Source organism: Alteromonas sp. G4i13, from assembly GCF_054960505.1.
Genome location: NZ_JBHNYX010000050.1, coordinates 1 through 20,980, shown reverse-complemented (window position 1 = coordinate 20,980; position 20,980 = coordinate 1). Strand labels below are relative to the sequence as shown.

The window sequence follows — 20,980 nt, the reverse complement described above, 5'->3', positions numbered from 1 at the left end:
TCTATGACTCATAATCATTCAAATAGCTCAAACAAAATTGGGTGGGCTTTTCTATTAAATTTCAGCTTCACAATTATTGAATTTATTGGCGGCTGGCTAACGAACAGCACTGCTATAATGGCAGATGCTGTTCATGATCTCGGCGATTCAGTTTCTATTGGAAGCGCCTGGTGTCTCAATAGGTTAGGAGAGAGAGAGGCCGATGAAAATTTCACATATGGGTACAAGCGACTCAGCCTGTTAGGGGCATTTATTAACGGAGCCGTACTTATCCTTGGCTCAATCTGGGTATTATCAGAAGCCATTCCTCGAGTATTAGACCCGGTCGTTCCAAATACAGAAGGCATGATATTACTTGCGATTCTAGGTGTCGCTGTAAACGGCTTTGCTGTGTATAAACTCCAGGGAGGAAATACCCTAAACGAGAGAGTGTTGAACTGGCATTTATTGGAGGACGTTTTAGGCTGGGTTGCTGTATTAATTATTGCCATAGTAATGCAATTTGTCGACTGGCCAATTTTAGACCCCCTACTTTCGATTGGCTTTACGCTTTTTATATTGTTTAATGTAATTCGAAACTTATTAGCAACCTTAAAATTATTTTTGCAAGGTGTTCCAGAGAAAAACTTATACAAACAAGTGTTAGATGAACTCCGGAGTGTTGATAGAGTTGAATATATCCATGACTTAAAAATTTGGTCACTTGACGGAGAACACAATGTTATTACTATACGCGTTGGCAGTGCCTTAAAGACAGTTGAAGAATACAAGTTATTGAAGCTTGATATTTATGATAGCTTGGCCATGTTTGACTTCAGTTACAGCACAGTTGAAATAGAGTTTACTGACGAGCATTCTGCAGTTAATGAGGAGGTGAGATGAAATTCCATTACTCATTAACAATGATAGTCGACAGTAATTCAAGTTTTAATACTAAGCTAAAATTTTATTTGTGACACATTGTCTACAATCATGACTATAGATTTTCATGGAACTTTTTAGTTTGTTCCCCTCATGATTAAATTTTTTGTTAAACTGTAAGGAGAGTGTGATAGATAATAATGCGTAACTAAAGTGGTAAGAGGCAAGATTGAACACGTACCTTCGACATCAACGTTTCCTTCGTGCTCTTACGAGATGTTGAAAATAAAATATAGAGACATTAATGAAATTTATAAGTAACTATAAGATGAGCTTCTTATTTTTTATTAGTGGTATTTTGTGTTTAATCGCTTATAACATAAAAGGCTCGAGTATAGATGAAAATGGTTTTTTGGTTGAATCGTTTGGCTTCATTCCTATATTTTGGCTGTTTGAGCTGATGGCATCGCTGACTTTTGCTTTCACTTTCATTAAACTTAAAAAAATCAGCGAAAGTAAAAGCACGCGAAGAACTTTTTCTAACTGACAATTTTGCTTTGCGATTTGCTATGCAACTCCTGGCTAGTAATTGAAAACTGAACCTAAAGGTTGTTGGGTATTGCCTTTTAGTTATATCAGACTTTAACTTCTTATATTAAAGCTCGCTAATTATTGGCTTTCTATTCTTTTATACACATTGATGAATTTGCATAGTTGGACCCATGTCAGTGCGGTACCTCATCGGTGAGTCAACAGTCTCAAATCAAAAATATCTACACAATGTAGCTAACCACAACAGTGATGAAATTGCGATCGTCACTAAAACAGCCGCTGAGCCTAAATCTTTAGCTAAGCCTGACAGTGGGTGAATCTCTTTTCCAATACGGTCAATAGTTACTTCAATTGCAGTATTTATAATTTCAGCGAACAAAACGAAGAGTATGGAGGAAAGTAAAATCGCCTTTTCCATATAAGGAATTGACCAAAATGCAAGCACTCCCGCCGCTAAGATAAGTAAGATAAGTTCTTGCCGGAACGCTGACTCGTTTTTAACAAGCCATGATATAGCTCGAACTGAGTTTTTCATTGCTAATACAATACGCAACATGCCCTTTGGTTTGGCTTTAGGGTCGAAATGCATTTTTGATGTGGTTTCGTCTATGACTCGCATTTTCGTAAAATATCCTGAGTGGGTTGGTAGGTGCTGCTTTGCACATTAGTAAGACCAAGTAATGTGTCAAAAAGGTTGTCATGCGAATAAGGATGACTGGACAACGACCTTACGCAATCACTGTATTCAGGTTGGCTAAACTTGGAGGCCCAATAAACCATTGGTACATGAGTTTGCTCAACAGGCGCTAAATTATAAGGGAAACCGTGTAAATAAAGCCCTTTTTCTCCCAATGACTCACCATGATCCGATAGATAAAGCATCGACGAATTAGGAATAGTGGAAAGCTGTTCAATAATCTGGCCTAGCACGTAGTCTGTGTATGCAATAGTATTATCGTACGTATTTGTCAGCTCTGCCTCTTCACAATTTTGAATATCACTTCTGGGACAGTCTGGCACGAACTTAGCAAATTTCTCTGGGTATCTCCGGTAATAGGTAGGCCCGTGTGAGCCAATCATATGTAAGACTATAACTCTATGTTCTTTAGATGGTCTTGAAAGAGTTTCTCTTAAAAGGTCAATAAGTACCTCATCATAACAATAATCTCCATCGCACAACTTGGGAACTCTTGACGGGTTGAAGTCTATAGTCTCTACCCTCTTGCATACTCCTTTACAGCTACTGTTATTGTCAATCCATGTGACGTCAACACCTGCACGATGAATGATGTCTAAAACATTGTCCTGACTGTCTGCGATACGCGAATCATAATTTTCTCGTGAAAGTCTTGAGAACATACATGGCACAGAGACTGCGGTAGCAGTGCCGCAAGATGTCACCTTGCTAAAACTGATTGCACCTGCGTTCTGGATATTAGGCGTAGTACGCCTCGAATAGCCGTTGCTTGAAAACTTGTCAGCTCTGGCCGTTTCGCCAACCACAAACACTGTAGTAGACGGATGTATATCAGCATTCCCTTTTATGTAGGGACGCTTGTCTAATACTTTGTAGGGTAAAGGCGGATAGAAGTAAGTGTCCCGAAGGTACTTGTACCCTGAATCATAAAAGGCGTAGGGAATAATATACTTCGTTAGGTCTTTGTTATTTCTGCCGACAGCTGCATAGCTCTTAAAAAGGAACGTGGCTATAATTGCAATACCCAATAAAGCTAATAAGTTCAGCACTAGAAGGTGCTTGATTCGAGCCTTGAGCTTCCCATTTAATTCCAGGTTAAAAATCGCAAATACAGGGATTAATCCCAATATAGAGAAGAATAAAACAAGTGTCGAATTTAGATAGGAAAAAGCTTCACCAGAATTTGTTTCCATTACATTCTGTATCATGCTCTTATCGAAAATGACACCATAGGCCAAGGTGCCGTAAAGTAGTAGAGAACTTACAACGAAAGCAATTGCAACGGTGGTGCGCGGCAAAAATAGGGCACCAAAAAGACTTAGAAAAATAACATTAAAAAAGGTTAGCAAGAGCGGTACAGAGAGAAAAAATACCCACTCATTCAATGTTACAGGGGCTACAACTTCATAAACAGCAGACAGAAATGGTGCGTTGAATATTGCTGCGATAAATAGTGAAGAAACTAAAATGAACTGAGCTGATGTAGGATTAAAGTTTAGTGTTATTGGGAATTTCACAATAAGGCTCTCGTGTACTTCTTAGCACACAAGTTACCTGTCAAAACTTAAATGACGCTTAAGGAAAACTGTGGAATGAAAATTTTCGCACTATTTTTTCATTTTATGAAGATATGTATTTCTCACGTAACGGGCCTGTCTGGGATATAACTAAAGATCTCAGTCGTCGTTCTCGTAAGCGGACATTTTTCGGTTAATGCCTCGTGCGATAATAGAACCCAGTGGACGCGATGTGCATATCCTACAGACGTTGCCATTTCTTTTTTAAAACAATCATTACGTACGTGTTTTTCATCGACGAGGATATATCTTCCCTTGTCAGTCTTCTCCATCCACTGGTAGGCGGCAGATAATTGCTCATCAGTAGGGGTATGATAGCCAAAGTGGACGATGGGATAAGGCGAGAAGAGAATAAACTGTTCAGAAAAATCAACAAGTGCAATAGTTGCATCATGTTTGCCAATTTCTTTTTCAATATTTCCAAATACGCTTTTAGGGGTTTTTACATCTTCAAGTAAAGTGTAACCCCATGTAGCGTACATGCCCCAAAGAGTACACAAGAAATAAGGCCAGGCTTTCCAGTGCTTCCCTCTAGAAGTAATCACCGTAACCAGACACGTCAGTCCCCCCGTTACTAAAAAAAACATCCACGGAGAAAGCCCGAACTTTTCTTCTAATTTTAGGGCGAATGATGCTTCTACTATGCCGGAAAAACCAAACCCCAATAAGCCTACTGATAGTAAAAATACAACACCCCACAAAAGCCAGGAGAATACTTTTTTATTAACAACTGAATCAAAGTAAGGCGCAGAGATCAGTGCCAGCATCGGCAATGCGGGTAAGATGTACACCCCCCGTTTGCCAGGACTTACGCTGAAGAAAAGCAGGACAAGTACAATCCAACCCAACGGTAAGAGTATGCGGGCATCACCTTTTTTAATTGCGCTATACCAAAATGGGATGAGCCATGGAAGAGCGATGCTAATTGGCAGCCAAAATAATGGAATAACCTCAACGAGGTAATACCAGAATGGCTTTATGTGATGCCAGGAATCAGCATATCGAGTGACCGTTTGCCTAAAAAGAATGTTATCTCTATATAGAGCAAGTGATGTGTTGTGGCTATTTTCGACTAATATCAACATAGGTATAAACCATAGTGATATAGCCAGTAACATCACCACTGCACCCATTATCCACGGTAATACGGAGTTTTTAGTTTGCTTCTTAGCTATGTCCCGCTGAGGCCAAACGCGTCGATGTATCAAGTATGGTATCAGCATTAAGACTGGTAAAAATCCGACCCCTTTTGTGATGACGCCAATTCCCATGAAGAAAAAGGCGAGGTAATACCAACGCCATCGCCTTTCAACTAAGAAAAAGCGCAGAAGACCATAGCATCCTATTGTTATCCAGCAGCAGACCATTGCGTCTATTTGTGCAGACTTGGCCTGAAGCAAAAATTGAAAACTCAATAAAAGAAGTGACGTTGCGATCAGCGCTTCTTTTGTGCTCCACAGTCGTTTTGAGATGTCATACACCAAAAAAAGTGTGAGTAGGCTGCATAAAGCAGATGGGAGCAGAAAGGCAATCTTAATTGACCCGAATAGCGCAAAGAAAAAAGCGATAGACCACATAAACACAGGTGGTTTATCAGGATAAAACTCTTCCGCTCTGGCTGGAAAGAACCACTGACCTGTTTCAACCATTTCTTTTGCAACTTGTGCAAAACGAGGTTCGTCAGCAGGCCAGGGATCTCTTAACCCAATCCCGATAAATATCAACACGCTAGCCAGTACAAAAAGCCAGAAAGTATAATTTGGGTGCTTGTTCTTATGTTTAATGGCTAAGCTCGTCTGATTCATTGCTACATTTGCTGCTTTTTGTGAGTGAACGAAGAGTTTTATCGTCATTATGTTGACGACGATAAACCTTAAAAAGATATGCGCTTAGCAAGCTGGAAATCCCGAATAATAGGGCGCTTATGATTATTTTAAGTTCAGAGTTGACTAATACACCCTTACCCATCAATGCAAAAACCGCCATTTGAGGGATGTAGCCAATAGTAGACCCAAGAATAAAAGAGCGTCGTGGAATCTTTGAAACGCCAGCAAAAATGTTTGTGAGTAGATTATTTCCTACTGGCAACAGTCTAATGATAACGGACTTAAGAAAGGGAGAGCGAACTAGAAAATGGTCTAACTTGCGCACCCGCATTTCAAAGTGTTGAATAATAATCGGTCTAGCGAAAGATCGGGACACTGCCATAACTGTTGCACAGCTGAGGATAGCTGCTAATGTTGAATAGATGATACCTGCAGCAAATCCAAAGGCATACCCCCCCATAAATGCGACTAACTGGCGTGGAAGTCCGATAGAAAGTAAAAATACTGAGACGGCTAAAAATTTGGCTATCCCTGTCACTCCATTATTACGGGTATGCTTGTCTATCCATTCCTGATTAAATGCGTCAAATGAGGGAGAGACCGGAATCAAATGACTAAAAAACAGAATGGTAAGTACCAAAATGAAGAAACGAAGGAGACTGGAATTCAATTAGATACTCTCTTCATTTTCTAAGATGACATCATTAAGTTTATTACGTTTCTGAAGCCAATAAACTCCTGCCATATCAGTTAGTCCGACCCCAAGCCGCCCTAACATATTATATTTTGATTTTCCAAATTGCCTGTCTCTGTGATTCACCTCAACAACTTTAATGATCCCACCTTGTCGCCGGATCAGTGCTGGCAGAAAACGATGCATATGATCAAAATAGGGTAAATCGAGGAATGTTTGTTTTGGAAAGACCTTTAACCCACATCCGGTGTCAGGTGTATCATCATTAAGAAGTTTACTTCTTACAGAATTTGCTAGTTTTGACTGAAATCTTTTCCAAGCTGTATCCTTTCTGTTTTTACGGTGACCAGCAATGCAAAAGTGACTCCCTAACGGAAATTGAGAGGCCATAGTCAGGAGGTTTGGTATATCAGAGGGATCATTCTGCCCATCCGCATCAAGTGTTACTACAAGTTCTCCATCAGCATGGCTCACCCCTGTCCAAATAGCTGTACTTTGTCCCACCGAGTGCTTATGCCGTAGTACGTTAACTTTGTCAAAGCCACTCGCTTTCAGGTAAAGCAAATTCTCAAATGTCTTATCCGTACTTCCATCATCAACATAGATGACTTCGAAGTTTGCTACACCTGTTAACGCTCTATAAATTTCCTCAATTAAGGGTTTTAAATTTTCTTCTTCGTTTTTTGCTGGTATTACAACTGAAATTCGCACGTAGCCCTCTGTCAAAGCCCCAAGATCAAGCAAATTCTATTTTCGACAGGAAAACTCTAACAAACGAAACTTAAGATACGCTTATGAAGAGTCATTTAATTGAGGTAATAATGTTCTAATCGCTCAGGAAGGAAGAAAGAGGCTGGTTAAGGAGGGAACGCTATAGGAGTGTGTTTCGACCAGCTATCGTAGTACTTTCGCCACGGCCTTGGCTTGCACTTACAATCACCTTGTCATGTTATTGCAAATATTTTGTCCTGAGGAACGCTTGCGGCCAAATAAGCCACAAAGTCAGTGCTTGAATCGGCATAAGCAGCGAAAAGTTTCCAGCCAGACTCCTTGTAAGGCTTTAGAATATTTAGTTTAAACGTTTTAAAAGCTTTTTCGCTAAGCCATCGAATTAGCTACCTGAATATCTCTATCTGGGAGATGGTAACGGGATAAAAAAGTGGAATGTTGAACTGGAAGTATACATTTCGCGCAGTCAGATAGATAATTTTGAAGCCTTTATCAGCGTATGCTTGAACACGTTCAGACGCATTTTCTCTTTCAGAAAAAATGCAGGCGTTACAGGGGATCAATGTTCCATCGATGTCAAAAATGACAGCTTTGTCACTTTTACCATTGGGGGGAGAAATTTCTGTAGAGGTTATTGAGCACCCACAAAGTAGCAGCGCTGATATAAAATAAGCCTTCATCGTTAGTCACAAGACTGTTATTAATATGAACAAAATATCGAGATAAACTTAAGAGCTATTGAAGTAAATCAATCGATTTATGCTAAAAGAACCACGTATACGTAGGTTAACTATAAGCACCTTTTCAATAGCTTCTTCAGCAAATCCTAAGGTTGAGAAGGTATACTCAAATAACTTTAAAATTGACATTCAAATTATGAGAATACTTCTGATAGAAGACTCTTTATCATTGAGAAACAGTTTGAGCTTAGGCTTGGAAAAATTGGGCTATTCAGTCGATACTGCTGGCACTGGCTCTGAGGGATTGAGTATGGCGTTGCTTGGTAGCTACGAAATAATCATCCTTGATATGATGCTACCTGAGTTGGACGGTATGACTATTCTTAAAACGTTACGAAAAAGACATTTAGAAACAAAGGTTATCATCTTATCTGCGCGATCTGAGTCTGAAGACAAGGTAGCGGGGCTATTGGCAGGTGCTGACGACTACCTTTCTAAGCCGTTCTCGTTTGACGAATTGACTGCTAGACTACTTAGCTTGATGAGGAGAGGTGCGGTAAATTGTCTCAATGACCAAGTTACTATCAACAGTTTGACACTCAATATCCAGTTTAAAACGCTTTCATACAATAATGGCATTATCAACCTGACCCCGAATGAGTACAAAATTGTTGAATGTATTTTTCTCAATAGACACAAGATAGTTACCTCAGAAATGCTGAGTGAATTTATTTCTGGAAGCTATGACCATATCTCAAAAAATGCTATTGAAGCTCACCTTTCCTCAGCAAGGAAAAAAGTAAGAAAAAGCGGCGCGTCTCTACCCATTACAAGTAAACGTGGTTTTGGTTACAGAGTTATAGAAGCTAATGAAATCAATACGTAAAACATTAACACGAAGACTTTCTATTATTATTTCACTGTTAGTCATTGCCGTTTTACTTGCAGCAGATATTGGCGTTGATTCCTGGGTCGAACAAGAATTCAACCAGGCTATGAAGGCAAAGGTAGGTGTGCTTCAGAGCTTGGTAAATGAAGATGTCGAGGGTGTGGAATTCGAATTTGCAGGTGAGTATTTGCCTGAGTTTGAAGGGACATCTTCCCCCGAGTATTTTCAACTTTGGTACAAAGATTCAACGTTTGAAAAATCAGATACTCTGGCGCTTTATACCATCAATGAATTGCCTTTCAGCAGCATTGGCCTGGATGAATATTCTTTCCAGGATATTACTCTGCCCGATGGCCGTACGGGTCGGGTAATTTACACTCGATATATACCTCAGATTGATTCTGAAGACAGAGCTGGATTTTATCGCGTCATGGGCAAGGGTAACGATACTCGCCCGTCAATGGTTATCGCGTACGCAACATCTACAGAATTGTTAAATTTCACGTTGTGGTTTATCGATGGTGCTTTTCTATTTGCATTAATTATCGTGCCGTTAGTTGTTCGATTTACAGTGCGTAACACTGTGGCTTATGCTCTGGCACCCTTGGATGCCTTAAATGCCAAGATAAAAGGACTACGATTTACCACTAGACAAAAACACGAAGCTTTTCAAAATAATGTCGAGGAATTGGAACCCATTACCCAAAGTTTGAATCACTTTTTTGAAGATAATTATTCGCTTTACCTGCGTGAGAAGAGGTTGACTTCGGATATCGCACACGAGCTAAAAACACCAGTCTCTGAATTAATAAATATGACTGAAGTAGCAATTAAGTTTCCAGGAGAAATAAGATTAGAAAAAGATTTTAAGCCACGTGTTTTGCAAATAGGCACAAGAATGAAAAATATTATTTCTGGCCTTATGTTAATCCAAAAATATAGTTTTAAGACCCTAGAGCTAACTGATGAGATAGATATCCACAAATTAGTATCTCAACTTATTCAGATCAAAGAAGCAAGAAATGTTAAGGTAGAGATTAGCTCCAATTTTCAGTTAAGCGTCAAGAGCAATCGCGTTGGAGTAGAATCGATAATAAGTAATCTGATAGATAACGCTATCGAACACGGAAAAACTGATACAGAAATACTTGTGAACTTAGGTGTAAATAGTTCTAGTAATGTTTACCTCAGAGTGACAAATAAGGTGGGGACAGAGGTTAATGAGGATGATCTAAAGCATATGTTTGAACCGCTTTGGCAAAAAGATGCTTCTAGAACATCTGAAGATAACTTTGGGCTAGGTCTTTCTATAGTAAATGCATTGTGCGACGCTGTATGTGCAGAAGTTTCTGTAACCAAAACCACCGAAGAAGACATATCGTTTTTGTTGACTTTTAAAAATGAAACTATTGGTCCGTAATCTTAGGCAGGCTTAAGTTACTGTAACCTTAGCCTTAATAACACTCCTGAAAAGAGAGACTGCGACTTAGCAAGAGAATAAAAATAGGGTAATGAAACTTAACCTAGCTTTCGAATTTGGTATGTGGTGGAGATCAAAAAAGTTTTCGGCCACCTGTTCCTTGTCACGGATAATTGCTGCTGGAACAAGTCAATGCTTCCATTCAACTCATTGGGCGTACAACGATAAAATGACTTTACGATTTTTTTGCAGAGTTCTACCAAGAAACTGTTGAAAAACACTTGCTGACAATAGGTTATCTTAATATAGATTAACGTTACTATTATCTAATAATAGATTTTTCAATATCTTTTATTTGAAGGCGTGTACGTATTTCCATTAGCGTATAAGAAGCAAAAAGTTCAAACGAAAATTTGTCTAATATAATCTAGTCGATTGATATCAAGCGTTACGTTACTCTAACAGCTTGCGTATCAGTCTGATTTAACTTTTTAAAGTAATGCTTACCAACTATTCAAATAGTTTAATTTTACTCGTAAATCTACACCTTCTTTAATACCTATCCTTAGATACAAAAAAAGCGAACAAGAGATTGCTTTTTACTTCTTTGTCCAAGAAGATTGAGGGTATGGCTAAGCAAGCGTTTCAGAACCAAAAGCACGGTTGGGGCTGACTTTATGATTCTGAAAATCTCTTGTTCGAAACTTAAATTCTCATTAATCGAAGTTAATGAGAATGGCCATGACCTTTGTCAAATGAGGTTGCCTTTTCAACATTGAGGACTTTCCCTTTTTTGCTAATGCTAAAGAAAAGAGTTTCACCGTTCTCAGAGTTTGTCGCTTTAACTATATATTCTCTCTCTGTCGCTTCAACTAATTCGAAATCTCCCTGTGCGACCTTATTCCATGAAGTGTCCAGCTTCCCTACAGACATTCCATTGTTTTTAAAAGTAAGTGTTTTAGCCGTTGTCTGGGCAGCTTGGATGACCTCCATAACACTTACCTCGCCATGCGCTCCTCCATGTGCGAAAGCATTAGAAGAAGCTAAAAGCGCAGATGCAATTGTTAATACTTTTATGTGTTTCATTCTGTGATTCCTCATTTTTACTTTAAACCTTCAACGATGTATTCACCGCTGAAAATTAGTTGAACATCAATATCTTTGTCTGTGTTGTTTTTCCAATACCAGCCATGTGACCCGTTAAAAGGAACAACAAAACTCCCTTTCATACTTTCAACAGTAGCGACAGTGTATGACTTAAAATAGCCAGTATTATCACCATCTGGTTCACCATGAAGATCGACATATAGCTCGCCATTACTTGTTTGCCATTCATAAGTGACCTGCTGGCTCTCCATCATGCTGAGCTTATACTCGATACCTTTACCTGCTGGAACAGTAACGACCACTGTATCTTGGTCACCGTCTGTACTTGTCTTAGCAGATGGAGATTCTCCGTCCTGATTAAATACTGTTAGACCGAGCTTCTTTCCGACACCAGTAGGGTCAATGTCATACTCAGCAGGTAAAATAAATAACACTAGAGTCACTACTGCTACTGACAATGCAATTACAGTCGCTTTTATCAGTGCTCGATTTGTTTGATTAGATTCCATAAATATATTTCTCATAAGATTTAGCTAACAAAATACCCTGTTAGTTGCATGCCAACTAACATAAAACCACCACTCATCAAGACTGTGTTCGTTGCCGCAGAAAAACGGTCGAAACTCTCGAATTGACGCCAAAAATTAATTAACAGAAGAATAAAAATAAGAGCCATAAACTGACCAATTTCTACTCCAATATTAAAGGAGAGCAGATTTAGCGCTAGCCCATCTTCAGGTAAGTGAAACTCTTGGATCTTTGTTGCTAATCCGAAGCCATGAAACAAGCCAAAAATAAGTACAGCTTTCTTAGGGTCGGGTTGTTTACCAAAGAAGTGGGTGAATCCTCCGAGGTTATCAAACCCTTTATAAACCACTGATAAACCGATAATTGCATCAATCAGGTATGCATTAACCTGGATATTAGCTAGGACTCCAGTCATTAGAGTTAAACTGTGACCTATCGTGAACATACTTACGTAGAGCAAGACGTCTTTACTATTTCTCAGAAAAAACAGCACTCCCACTAGAAACAGCAAATGGTCATAACCCGTAACCATATGTTTAGCTCCGATATACAGAAAAGGAATTATCTGGATACCAGTGTTGTTTTCTAAGAAGTTACGTGTACTGTCGTCTACACCGTGTGCAAAGGCTTCAAACGAAGCCATTGCACACAGAGATAGAAGAAGGTACACCAAATGCGTTAGCTTTAATTTACCTAACATTTATTTACCCTTCGCTTTTCATTAATGAATTCCCAGAAATGTGCTCTTCAGACTTGTCGTTCGAATGTAAAATTCGAAATAGTGCGGGTAAGACGAAAAGCGTTAAGATTGTTGAAGAAATTACACCTCCTATTACAACGGTTGCCAATGGTCTTTGAACTTCAGAGCCGATTCCTGTGTTTAATGCCATTGGAATAAAACCTAGCGAAGCTACGAGAGCTGTAGTGATAACAGGTCTTAACCTCGTTACTGCTCCTTCGATAATTGCACTTTCGAGCAATTGGTTCCTCGAAATTAAATCTCGAATAAACGAAACAAGCACTAATCCGTTCAGAATTGCTATACCAGATAACGCTATAAAGCCGACTGCCGCAGATATTGAAAAAGGGATGCCTCGAAGGTACAGAGCAAAGATCCCCCCTGTAAGTGCTAATGGAACCCCTGAAAAAATAATGAGCGAGTCTTTTATCGAACCTAGTGCTAAGAATAAAAGTAAAACAATAAGAACAAGTGTGACTGGCACCACAATGCTTAAACGCTCAGACGCAGACTGTAGCTTTTGATAAGTACCACCATATTCAATCCAGTAACTGGCAGGTAATTTAACTTTAGATTTAATCGCTGCCTGTATATCTTGAACAAAGCTACCTAAATCTCGACCACGCACGTTGGCAGTAACAACGACTCTGCGCTTTCCGTTTTCGCGGTTGACTTGATTAGCTCCTAAAATAACTTCCATATCAGCAAGCTCTTTTAGAGGTATATGCTCACCATTTGGTAAGGAGATAGGCAAATTAGACAGCGAATTTACATCTTGGCGCTTTTCCTCAGGAAGACGCGCTACAATATCGAAACGTTTATCGCCTTCGTAAAATTTTCCTGCGACTTGCCCCCCCATAGACACAGCTACTTGTGTTTGAAAGTCTTCAAGGCTAAGCCCGTATAATGCGAGCTTTTCTCTGTGCGGTAGAAAAGTGAGTACTGGAAGACCTTTAGTTTGCTCTACCTGCACATCACGTATACCTTCAACATCCTGAATTGCCGTTTCGATTTCTTTCCCGAGTTCAGCCAAAGTATCAAAATCATCACCAAATACTTTTATTGCAAGCTCTGCTCTAACTCCAGCAAGCAACTCATTAAATCGCATCTGTATTGGTTGGAGAAATTCATACCTATTGCCTGGCACAGGTGTAACTAGTTCTTCTAATTCAGCAACTAGCTGTTCTTTAGTCTTATTAGGGTTAGGCCATTCGCTTCTAGGCTTAATAATTATAAAATTATCAGCAACGCTAGGAGGAACTGCATCTGTAGCTACATTCGCGGTACCTATTTTTGCAAATACGCGCTCTACTTCGGGTAACGCTTTTATTCTCTCTTCAAGTACTTTCTGCATCGCAATAGATTGCGATAGTGAAGTACCAGGAATTCTCAGCGCATGCATCGCGATGTCGCCCTCATCAAGGTTTGGCACAAACTCACTGCCGAGCCGCATCCCCATAAATGAAGCCAGCACAACTAATGAGAATGCAACTATAATGACCAGCCATCTCGCCTTTAAAATAACCTTCAGAGCAGGCCTATAAAGTGATACTGAGGTATTGATAATGATGTTTTCTTTCTCAGTTACCTTGCCTTTGAAAGTTAGCGCAATAGCAGCAGGGATAAATGTAATTGAAAGTACCATCGCGCTAACAAGAGCTATTACTACCGTTATTGCCATTGGGTGAAACATCTTTCCCTCAACACCTGATAGCGCAAATATAGGTAAGTAGACTGCGGTTATTATGAAAACCCCGAATAAAGCAGGTCGAATGACCTCTCGTGTCGCATCGTAAACTAAGGATAAACGTTGTTTGGCGTTAAGCTCGCCTTTTTGAGTGGCATGAGAAAGTCTCCTCAAACAATTCTCAACGATAATGATAGCCCCGTCGACTAACAATCCAAAATCGAGTGCACCTAAGCTCATCAGATTCGCTGTTGTTCGTGTTTGAATCATTCCCGTTACAGTCATAAGCATGGCGAAAGGAATAACTAAAGCTGTCAAAAATGCGGCTCTTATGTTGCCTAATAGTAAGAACAGAACAACAATGACCAAAATAGCCCCTTCAGTAAGGTTCATTTCGACCGTATCTAATGTTGTATTGACTAGTTTTGTTCGATCGTAGACAGCGTTTACGACTATTCCTTCGGGAAGTGACGCGCTAATTTCTTTTATTCGTTCACCAACACCTCTCGCGACCTTTTGGCTGTTCTCGCCTATCAACATAAAGACTGTACTCAGCACGACCTCTCGACCATTCTGTGTTGCAGCCCCAGATCTTAGCTCCTTACCTTCTTTTACTTCCGCGACGTCTTTTACTCGAACAATCTTGCCAAGGTCTGTAGGCAAAGGAATCTCAGAAATTTGTTTAAGCGTTTCCACTTGTCCAGGCAGTCGAATTAACCATTGAGCACCATTTTTCTCAATAAAACCTGCACCTTTATTTGAATTATGCTTTCCTACTGCATTTATGACATCTTGCTGAGTTAAACCGAATAACAATAATTTATCGGGGTTCAGTGCAATAAGGATCTCGCGCTCAAATCCTCCAATTGGGTTGACTTCAACAACGCCTTCTACTTGCATCAATTGTGGACGAATTACCCAATCATGAACTGTTCTTAAGTCTGTCGGGGAAATTGGACGACCATCTTCATTGGTTGTCCCTTCCTTAGCGTCAACCGTGAACATGAATATTTCACCAAGTCCCGTAGAAATTGGCCCCAACTCAGGCTCCAGTCCTGAGGGAAGTTCAGATTTTGCAGCGTTAATACGTTCATTGACTAATTGCCTAGCAAAATAGATATCAGTGTCATCATTAAAGATCGCAACTACTTGTGATAATCCATAGCGAGATACAGAACGCGTATAAGACAGGTTTGGAACTCCTGACAATGCGGTTTCAAGAGGAAACGTGATACGTTGCTCTACCTCCAGTGGGGTATACCCAAGTGCCTCTGTATTTATTACAACCTGCACATTGGTAATGTCTGGTACAGCATCAATTGGCAGCTTTTGGAAGTTCCAAAGGCCAAGCATCGCTACCGCGAAAACAAAAACGAGAATTAGCTTACTTCTCTCGATTGAAAATTTTAAAATAGCATCTAACATTCAAGGAGTTCCTTAGTGGTCGTGAGACGCGCCCGACTTCTCAATATCAGCCTTTATTATGTAGCTGTTGAGAGTGACATATTCTGTTCCAGAGGGAATGCCGTTTAGTACTTCAACCCATCCCTCTGCTTTTCGGCCGAGCTCAAGCATCCGAACTTCGTATTGATCACCAAACTTTCCATAGACCACCGTGAAATCTCTAAAAGCCTGAAGGGATTCCTCTTTCACAGCTCTTTCAACGGTGAATGAGTCAAAGAGAATTTGGGCTGTTATAAACTGTCCTGGTGAGTAAAAGCCGTCATTATTATTTACAATGGCGCGATAGACTTTTGCTTGCGAGCCGTTAACGGCATAAAGGCTGTCAAAAATTTTAGTGCTTATCGTCTTATCGTGACCCGGAACTTGTATATCGACGGGAGCATCTAACAATTTCTTGTTTTGGTCTTCTGGATATACGTTCAGCTCTGCTATTAATTGCGAGGTATCAGTAATAGCGACTAGTTTCTTGTCTCCCGATTGTTCGCCTACCCCAATATCCTGAAATGTAATTAGGCCATCAATCGGCGATTTAACTTGATAACTTTGCAAGCTTTCGCTTGATTGGATAGTGAAAAGAGTCTGCCCTTTCTTTACTGCTTGACCTAAAATGACATCAACAGAAGTTATTTCGCCTGGATAACGCGCAGATATATTCCTCACTGCATTGGGGGGTAAAACTAACTGGCCATATACTTTCAACCGCGCGTTAAGTTTTTTACTCGATACGAAATCGGTTTTAATGTCCATAGCCTTTGCTAGTGAATCATCTATTTTTGTCCTTCCTTCATAGTTATCGTAAGACCATTCGTATGTTTTGCCTTGGTAATTGGCAGTAAGTGAAACTAAAAAAGAGTGAGGTTCATAGATAACCATGTCACCGCGCAGATAATTGCCCTCAACATAAAAATCTATGTCATCGATGCCATCTCCCAAACGCGTGAGTTTTACGTTCACTTCAATGTCTTCAGCTGATATTCGCTGTCCTGCATAACTAGCGTATACACGAAATTCGGGAGGGGTGTCGGTTTCATAAATCGCCAGCTCGATAGCAAGGTCACCCTGTCTCAATACTCGACCATTATTAGGGCCTTTCTCTACTTCTTCTTGAGTAATTTCTTTAGCTGACTCAGCAACAGCTAGGTTACTGATTGCGGATAAGCTAATGCCAATATGGGCAAATGCTATTAAGGTAAATAATTTGCGAAGTTTCATAGTGCTCTCTCATTCTTGGATACCGAAGTACCCGTTAATCTCTCTAATTCAATGTTAAATAGTTGAATGTTGGTATAGGCATCGATTAGGCTCTTCTGCGCATTTAACAGTTCTTTCTGGACCGCAAAGAGGTCCGTATATGAGTAACTTCCGATGTTGTATGCTCGACTAGCTTGCTCATTTGCTTGCTCTAACATCGGAATGGAACTGTTTGATAATTTTTGGATTACATGGAGGCTGTGCTTTAATTTGTGAGTCAACAACAGAGCATCAGTGGAAATACTTTGAAGTAAGGCATCAGATTCAGCAGCACTTTGGCTCTGCTTTGCACGCAAAGACGTGATTAATCCTTTATTACGACCTTCGCCTCCAATAGGTATTGATATCCCAGCTACAAATGCAAAGTCGTCAATTACTTCGTTTCGTCTAATGCCTGTCGACACTTCCCAAGCGGGTGACTCCTCTACTACTGCCAAATCAATTTCAGATTCAATTTCTTGTTGCTGTAGTATGTAGCGTTGGATTTTCGGGTTTTCCTTCAATCTTTTCAAAACTTCATCTAACTCAGAAATTGAAGGAATATTTGTAAGCGTTCCAGTTACTGAAAAGTTTGTAGTACCCTTCCACTGCGCCGCTAATGCAGATTTTGTTGCTGCAATCTCATGAACAAGATCTTCTACTTCTAGCTCGTACAAAGATAGCGAAGCGCGAGCGCGGAGTTCATCGATAGCGTTAGCTTTTGCTGCTTTTACACGACCTTCTACATTGTCCAAGAGATCTTTCGCTTGGTCTTCTGCAATCTTCGCCAACTTTAAGTTCTCTTTTTGAGCCAATAAGGTTATATACAATCGTGCTGTATTTGCTGCGATATCAACGGCTTTAACCTCTTGATCAATTGTAGTTGCGTCAGCTTTCGATGAAGCTAGATTGACCCTAGACTCGATAATGTCATTTTCAAGTAACCATGAAATGCTCAATGTTGCTTGCAATCCAGATACCCCTGAGTTGTTACCAGAGCCCAAGAAATCCTCGAGTTGCGCATTAACTACTTTAGGCGTGCCAACCTCAGCTTGAGTAATAAGAGCTTTTGCAGCCTCTGATTTATGTGTGAATACATGTAATTCAGGATGTTGTTGCAGGGATAGACTAATTGCATCATTCAATGTGAGTATTTCTTGTGCATTAACACCAACAGACATCCCACTGATGGACATGCTTATAAGCATACCACTCACAAAATACCGATTGATGATCGGTTTTTTGCTTAATTTTTTTCCAAAAAACATAAATAAAATCCTTATGAAAGCTTTTTAAAAGCCTTCGACTAAGTTTGAAAATAAAAACCGTTCACCGATCGGTTTTTAGAATAAATTTTAATGGCTAAACACCGTTTCAATAAGATGATGAACACCGTCTAAAGAAGTCATACATAGAAAAAATAATGCAATGGCAAAAGAGAACGCTACAGTCTTATTGATAGGTGACAACTGCAACCTACCCAAGAGGAAATAGATGCGTTGCTCAAGGACATCTGCTCCGAAATTTACAACTAAAGCGCTTGATTTAAGTATGTCCTCTTGCGCATTAAGCTTTGCAACTTTAATTAAAGTGCTTGCAACGAATATCCGGTCAATTCCTTCTTCTAATACAGCATTGTCTGCATCTTGTTCCATAGCCAACACCATCTGTAGAGTTAGTAATCTTGCTACTGGTGCAAAATAAAATGAGACCAAAATACTAAAAAGCCACTTTTTCAGGGGATCATTATTTACAACATGCGCTCTTTCGTGCTTTAAAATGACATCAAGTTCTTCGGGAGTAACCTCATTCAAAAGCCCTGTAGTTATGAAGCATTTCTTGCTCCGTATTCCAGAGGTAAACGCTGCAAATTTAGGTATCTCAACTTCATATACCCCCCGGCTTAAGTTTTTTGAGAGGCAAGTTAGCAAGCTCACCTCCTGTCTATGAAGCCATAGCTGTCTCGTCTTTGAAGTCAATACAAACATCATGTAAGAGAGCAGGAGTATTATTGTAACTGCATGCCAACTAAACCAGTTGAAATCTGATATATGATGCCAATGAGCATATTGTTTAGTTTCAAATATGCTTGAGTAGACATATATATCAAGTAAGTAAAGACAGACTAAAATGCTCATTATCCATGGCATTGAAACACAAAACCAAAGCAGAGCTTTCCTTGGTTTTAACTGAACAGATGTTAACTTTTGTCCTAGTAAAGATACGCCAATAGACACAACCAAATTAGTTATTGCGAATGCAATAGTAAAAATTGCTAGCAGGTTGAAGAATATTGTCATTATTTTACTTAATCCTTGTTCACTGACTTGAGCTTTTTTTGCTCTTCTATAAGTTGCTCTAGTTTAGTTAGTTGGTCGACACTAAATTCACTTGAGATGGAAGAAAAAGCTGCGATAAGGCTGCTATCGTCGCCAGCAATAAAGTCACTAGCAACTGACTTTATAAGCTGTCCGATCAACTCGTATCTCTCGACTTTTGTGTTATAGATATATGCATGCCCCTCTTTTTTTCTGGCTAGAAGTCCCTTTTTGAAAAGGCGATCAAGTGTACTCTGGTAGGTATTTAAGCTTCCTCCCCTCACATTTATGAAATGCGAATAAACTTGCTTTACATCAACATCTTTGTGCTTCCATAAATAATGTAGAACTAGCTTTTCAAGTTCACCAAGATTCATATTCGCCGCACCCTTTTAAAAAACCGATTAACGATAGGTATTATACATAGAGAGTACCGACCGGCAATCGGTTTTTATCTCAGTTTTTTTCACTTCATCGTTAGGCGGAACTTATTAATAATATTATCTCACTATATTTTGCACTAAATACACCCACGCTTTCTCAACTCCTCAGCCCATTCTTTAAAGCGTTTTTCGTCGCGCTCTGCGGTCTTTGCACGTCTGTTCAATGTTTTCTTAGACAATGCTTTGGGCTCTTCTTTGTCAAATGTTACTCCAGACAAAGCATCGGCAAACATTTCCGGCTTTACGTGACTATAGTGCTGCTCGATCATTGCTGTACTGGTTCCACATTGGCGCGCAATTACGTCCATGCTGGTTCCGTTGAGAAGCTGCCACGTAATGTAGGTATGTCGAAGAGAGTATAGCGTTCGCGGTCCTCTGGGTGACTCTTTTAATCCCGAACTTTGGAGAGCTTTCTCAAATGCCTTACCTAATTGCTTTGTGGGTTCACCATTTGCTAGCAAAAATAGTTTTTGGTTAGGTGTACGCAGTGGAAAACGTTCTCTGAGTCTAGTTAAAGCACCAATCACATCACGTTTACAAACTACTTTACGAGGGCCTGTATATTTTGTTGTTTTACCTTTGGTGATGTGAATGAAGAATTGAGCTTTAGACCCTTGCGTTTTTATTTCGATGTCCTTCCACGTTAAGGCGTCCATTTCCGTTCCGTGTCTAATACCAGTATTTATTGTTATTTCACAATAATCATAAAGTAACTCACAGATCTGACGAGTTTTTTCACTATGGGCATTAAATTCTCTTTCTAGTATTGCGTCCAATACAGCTTCGTATTCCTCTTCCGAAAATGCAGAGCGGCGTTTGCCTGCTTCACCTTTAGATGAAAGAACAGGTACTTGAGCGGCGATCATCCATTTTTGCTCAATAGCTTCTTTAAAAACGAGCTGAAGAGCAGCATTGTGAGTTAATAATGTAGAGGAGGCTGGAGACTTCTTCATCCGCCCTTTACGCCACTCATCAAATTTAGATATTTCTTCTTGGTCAATTGAAGTAATAAATGTCCGTGAAAAGTAAGGTATGTGGTAGTTTTCTAAAGCTCGAATATAGTCTTTATAGGTGCGTTTACCGCCCCCGTGTTCTAGTTGCTCTTCAAGCTTTTCGATGACGCGGTCAGCTACGTCTTTGAATCGCTTACTTTGGACTAGTGTGTTATTTTCGTGTCTAATTTGGTGGTCTAAGAAGATTCGATGTGCCATGGCGATAGCTTCGTCTTTATCTTTCTTCTTAGTTGATTTACAGAGCCATTTTTTGTGGTTGGTTAGTATAAATCGCGCGTACCAGCGTTCACTGTTATCTTGTTTAAAGATATACAGCTCATCGTTTATGTCGTGTCTTTCAGTCTGTTTTGCCATAGCGCCAGTAAAACAGAAAAGAGTTCTTTTTGCAAAGAATTTGCAAAGAAATTAAAAGTTGCTTATTTTCAAAGGGTTAAAGTGGTGATTTGCATTGAAAATCCGCGTGTCCCTGGTTCGATCCCGGGTCGAGGCACCATTATTCAGAAAGCCCTGCATGAAAATGCGGGGC

At 39.8% G+C, this 20,980-nt stretch carries 20 protein-coding genes; 5 read left to right on the top strand and 15 right to left on the bottom strand.

Going from position 1 to position 20,980, the window contains the following annotated elements; all coding sequences use genetic code 11:
* The first annotated feature begins 3 nt into the window (after positions 1-3).
* A complete protein-coding gene (locus ACFI6J_RS18575) occupies positions 4-882 on the top strand; it encodes a cation diffusion facilitator family transporter (RefSeq protein ID WP_012516887.1) in 879 nt (292 codons plus the stop codon).
* Between the two features lie 283 nt (positions 883-1,165).
* On the top strand, positions 1,166-1,408 hold the full coding sequence (locus tag ACFI6J_RS18570) for a DUF3955 domain-containing protein (protein ID WP_014978032.1): 243 nt from the start codon (positions 1,166-1,168) through the stop codon (positions 1,406-1,408).
* 216 nt (positions 1,409-1,624) lie between these two features.
* Here ACFI6J_RS18570 and ACFI6J_RS18565 read toward each other — a convergent pair whose 3' ends face one another.
* From ACFI6J_RS18565 to ACFI6J_RS18540, 6 genes are all read right to left on the bottom strand, one after another.
* Entirely contained in the window at positions 1,625-2,032 is a 408-nt protein-coding gene (locus ACFI6J_RS18565) for a diacylglycerol kinase (RefSeq protein ID WP_015066029.1), read from the bottom strand.
* On the bottom strand, positions 2,020-3,627 hold the full coding sequence (locus ACFI6J_RS18560; protein ID WP_020742701.1) for a phosphoethanolamine transferase: 1,608 nt from the start codon (positions 3,625-3,627) through the stop codon (positions 2,020-2,022). The genes ACFI6J_RS18565 and ACFI6J_RS18560 overlap by 13 nt, the downstream gene beginning before the upstream one ends.
* 122 nt (positions 3,628-3,749) lie before the next feature.
* Positions 3,750-5,492, bottom strand: a complete 1,743-nt coding sequence (locus tag ACFI6J_RS18555; RefSeq protein WP_156085794.1) for an ArnT family glycosyltransferase — start codon at positions 5,490-5,492, stop codon at positions 3,750-3,752.
* Positions 5,467-6,183, bottom strand: a complete 717-nt coding sequence (locus tag ACFI6J_RS18550) for a TVP38/TMEM64 family protein (RefSeq protein ID WP_015066032.1) — start codon at positions 6,181-6,183, stop codon at positions 5,467-5,469. Before ACFI6J_RS18550 ends, ACFI6J_RS18555 begins: the two co-directional genes overlap by 26 nt.
* Positions 6,184-6,918, bottom strand: a complete 735-nt coding sequence (locus ACFI6J_RS18545) for a glycosyltransferase family 2 protein (RefSeq protein ID WP_015066033.1) — start codon at positions 6,916-6,918, stop codon at positions 6,184-6,186. It lies immediately after the preceding gene.
* Positions 6,919-7,322: 404 nt separating this feature from the next.
* Complete coding sequence (locus tag ACFI6J_RS18540) at positions 7,323-7,616, bottom strand: LNS2 domain-containing protein (RefSeq protein ID WP_043961311.1); 294 nt, start codon at positions 7,614-7,616, stop codon at positions 7,323-7,325.
* Positions 7,617-7,812: 196 nt separating this feature from the next.
* Between ACFI6J_RS18540 and ACFI6J_RS18535 the strand changes: the two genes are divergently transcribed.
* Together ACFI6J_RS18535 and ACFI6J_RS18530 are read left to right on the top strand one after the other, a co-directional pair.
* Positions 7,813-8,502, top strand: coding sequence for a response regulator transcription factor (locus ACFI6J_RS18535; protein ID WP_041702971.1), 690 nt, complete (start codon positions 7,813-7,815; stop codon positions 8,500-8,502).
* A complete protein-coding gene (locus ACFI6J_RS18530) occupies positions 8,486-9,925 on the top strand; it encodes a sensor histidine kinase (protein ID WP_020742704.1) in 1,440 nt (479 codons plus the stop codon). Before ACFI6J_RS18535 ends, ACFI6J_RS18530 begins: the two co-directional genes overlap by 17 nt.
* A gap of 726 nt (positions 9,926-10,651) precedes the next feature.
* Here ACFI6J_RS18530 and ACFI6J_RS18525 read toward each other — a convergent pair.
* From ACFI6J_RS18525 to ACFI6J_RS18485, 9 genes are all read right to left on the bottom strand, one after another.
* The gene (locus ACFI6J_RS18525) at positions 10,652-11,011 is read right to left on the bottom strand and encodes a DUF6488 family protein (RefSeq protein WP_020742705.1); all 360 of its coding nucleotides are present in this window, start codon (positions 11,009-11,011) and stop codon (positions 10,652-10,654) included.
* 17 nt (positions 11,012-11,028) lie between these two features.
* Complete coding sequence (locus ACFI6J_RS18520; protein ID WP_012516819.1) at positions 11,029-11,541, bottom strand: hypothetical protein; 513 nt, start codon at positions 11,539-11,541, stop codon at positions 11,029-11,031.
* A gap of 20 nt (positions 11,542-11,561) precedes the next feature.
* Complete coding sequence (locus ACFI6J_RS18515; protein ID WP_020742706.1) at positions 11,562-12,260, bottom strand: HupE/UreJ family protein; 699 nt, start codon at positions 12,258-12,260, stop codon at positions 11,562-11,564.
* 4 nt (positions 12,261-12,264) lie between these two features.
* Entirely contained in the window at positions 12,265-15,411 is a 3,147-nt protein-coding gene (locus ACFI6J_RS18510; RefSeq protein ID WP_020742707.1) for an efflux RND transporter permease subunit, read from the bottom strand.
* A gap of 12 nt (positions 15,412-15,423) precedes the next feature.
* Complete coding sequence (locus ACFI6J_RS18505; protein ID WP_012516822.1) at positions 15,424-16,662, bottom strand: efflux RND transporter periplasmic adaptor subunit; 1,239 nt, start codon at positions 16,660-16,662, stop codon at positions 15,424-15,426.
* Positions 16,659-17,948, bottom strand: coding sequence for a TolC family protein (locus ACFI6J_RS18500; protein WP_020742708.1), 1,290 nt, complete (start codon positions 17,946-17,948; stop codon positions 16,659-16,661). Before ACFI6J_RS18500 ends, ACFI6J_RS18505 begins: the two co-directional genes overlap by 4 nt.
* Positions 17,949-18,035: 87 nt before the next feature.
* Entirely contained in the window at positions 18,036-18,980 is a 945-nt protein-coding gene (locus tag ACFI6J_RS18495; RefSeq protein ID WP_012516824.1) for a M56 family metallopeptidase, read from the bottom strand.
* Positions 18,981-18,988: 8 nt separating this feature from the next.
* The gene (locus tag ACFI6J_RS18490; protein WP_020742709.1) at positions 18,989-19,375 is read right to left on the bottom strand and encodes a BlaI/MecI/CopY family transcriptional regulator; all 387 of its coding nucleotides are present in this window, start codon (positions 19,373-19,375) and stop codon (positions 18,989-18,991) included.
* 143 nt (positions 19,376-19,518) lie between these two features.
* Positions 19,519-20,808, bottom strand: coding sequence for a tyrosine-type recombinase/integrase (locus ACFI6J_RS18485; protein ID WP_012516826.1), 1,290 nt, complete (start codon positions 20,806-20,808; stop codon positions 19,519-19,521).
* Between ACFI6J_RS18485 and ACFI6J_RS18480 the strand changes: the two genes are divergently transcribed.
* Positions 20,785-20,980: hypothetical protein (locus tag ACFI6J_RS18480; protein WP_462586326.1), on the top strand; the 196-nt coding region annotated here is incomplete at its 3' end. The two genes, ACFI6J_RS18485 and ACFI6J_RS18480, sit on opposite strands and share 24 nt — an antisense overlap.

Coding starts and splice junctions, on each gene's coding strand:
- ACFI6J_RS18575 (WP_012516887.1), top strand. CDS start 4: ATGACTCATAATCATTCAAATAGCTCAAACAAAATTGGGTGGGCTTTT.
- ACFI6J_RS18570 (WP_014978032.1), top strand. CDS start 1,166: ATGAAATTTATAAGTAACTATAAGATGAGCTTCTTATTTTTTATTAGT.
- ACFI6J_RS18565 (WP_015066029.1), bottom strand. CDS start 2,032: ATGCGAGTCATAGACGAAACCACATCAAAAATGCATTTCGACCCTAAA.
- ACFI6J_RS18555 (WP_156085794.1), bottom strand. CDS start 5,492: ATGAATCAGACGAGCTTAGCCATTAAACATAAGAACAAGCACCCAAAT.
- ACFI6J_RS18540 (WP_043961311.1), bottom strand. CDS start 7,616: ATGAAGGCTTATTTTATATCAGCGCTGCTACTTTGTGGGTGCTCAATA.
- ACFI6J_RS18535 (WP_041702971.1), top strand. CDS start 7,813: ATGAGAATACTTCTGATAGAAGACTCTTTATCATTGAGAAACAGTTTG.
- ACFI6J_RS18530 (WP_020742704.1), top strand. CDS start 8,486: ATGAAATCAATACGTAAAACATTAACACGAAGACTTTCTATTATTATT.
- ACFI6J_RS18525 (WP_020742705.1), bottom strand. CDS start 11,011: ATGAAACACATAAAAGTATTAACAATTGCATCTGCGCTTTTAGCTTCT.
- ACFI6J_RS18520 (WP_012516819.1), bottom strand. CDS start 11,541: ATGGAATCTAATCAAACAAATCGAGCACTGATAAAAGCGACTGTAATT.
- ACFI6J_RS18515 (WP_020742706.1), bottom strand. CDS start 12,260: ATGTTAGGTAAATTAAAGCTAACGCATTTGGTGTACCTTCTTCTATCT.
- ACFI6J_RS18510 (WP_020742707.1), bottom strand. CDS start 15,411: ATGTTAGATGCTATTTTAAAATTTTCAATCGAGAGAAGTAAGCTAATT.
- ACFI6J_RS18505 (WP_012516822.1), bottom strand. CDS start 16,662: ATGAAACTTCGCAAATTATTTACCTTAATAGCATTTGCCCATATTGGC.
- ACFI6J_RS18500 (WP_020742708.1), bottom strand. CDS start 17,948: ATGTTTTTTGGAAAAAAATTAAGCAAAAAACCGATCATCAATCGGTAT.
- ACFI6J_RS18495 (WP_012516824.1), bottom strand. CDS start 18,980: ATGACAATATTCTTCAACCTGCTAGCAATTTTTACTATTGCATTCGCA.
- ACFI6J_RS18490 (WP_020742709.1), bottom strand. CDS start 19,375: ATGAATCTTGGTGAACTTGAAAAGCTAGTTCTACATTATTTATGGAAG.
- ACFI6J_RS18485 (WP_012516826.1), bottom strand. CDS start 20,808: ATGGCAAAACAGACTGAAAGACACGACATAAACGATGAGCTGTATATC.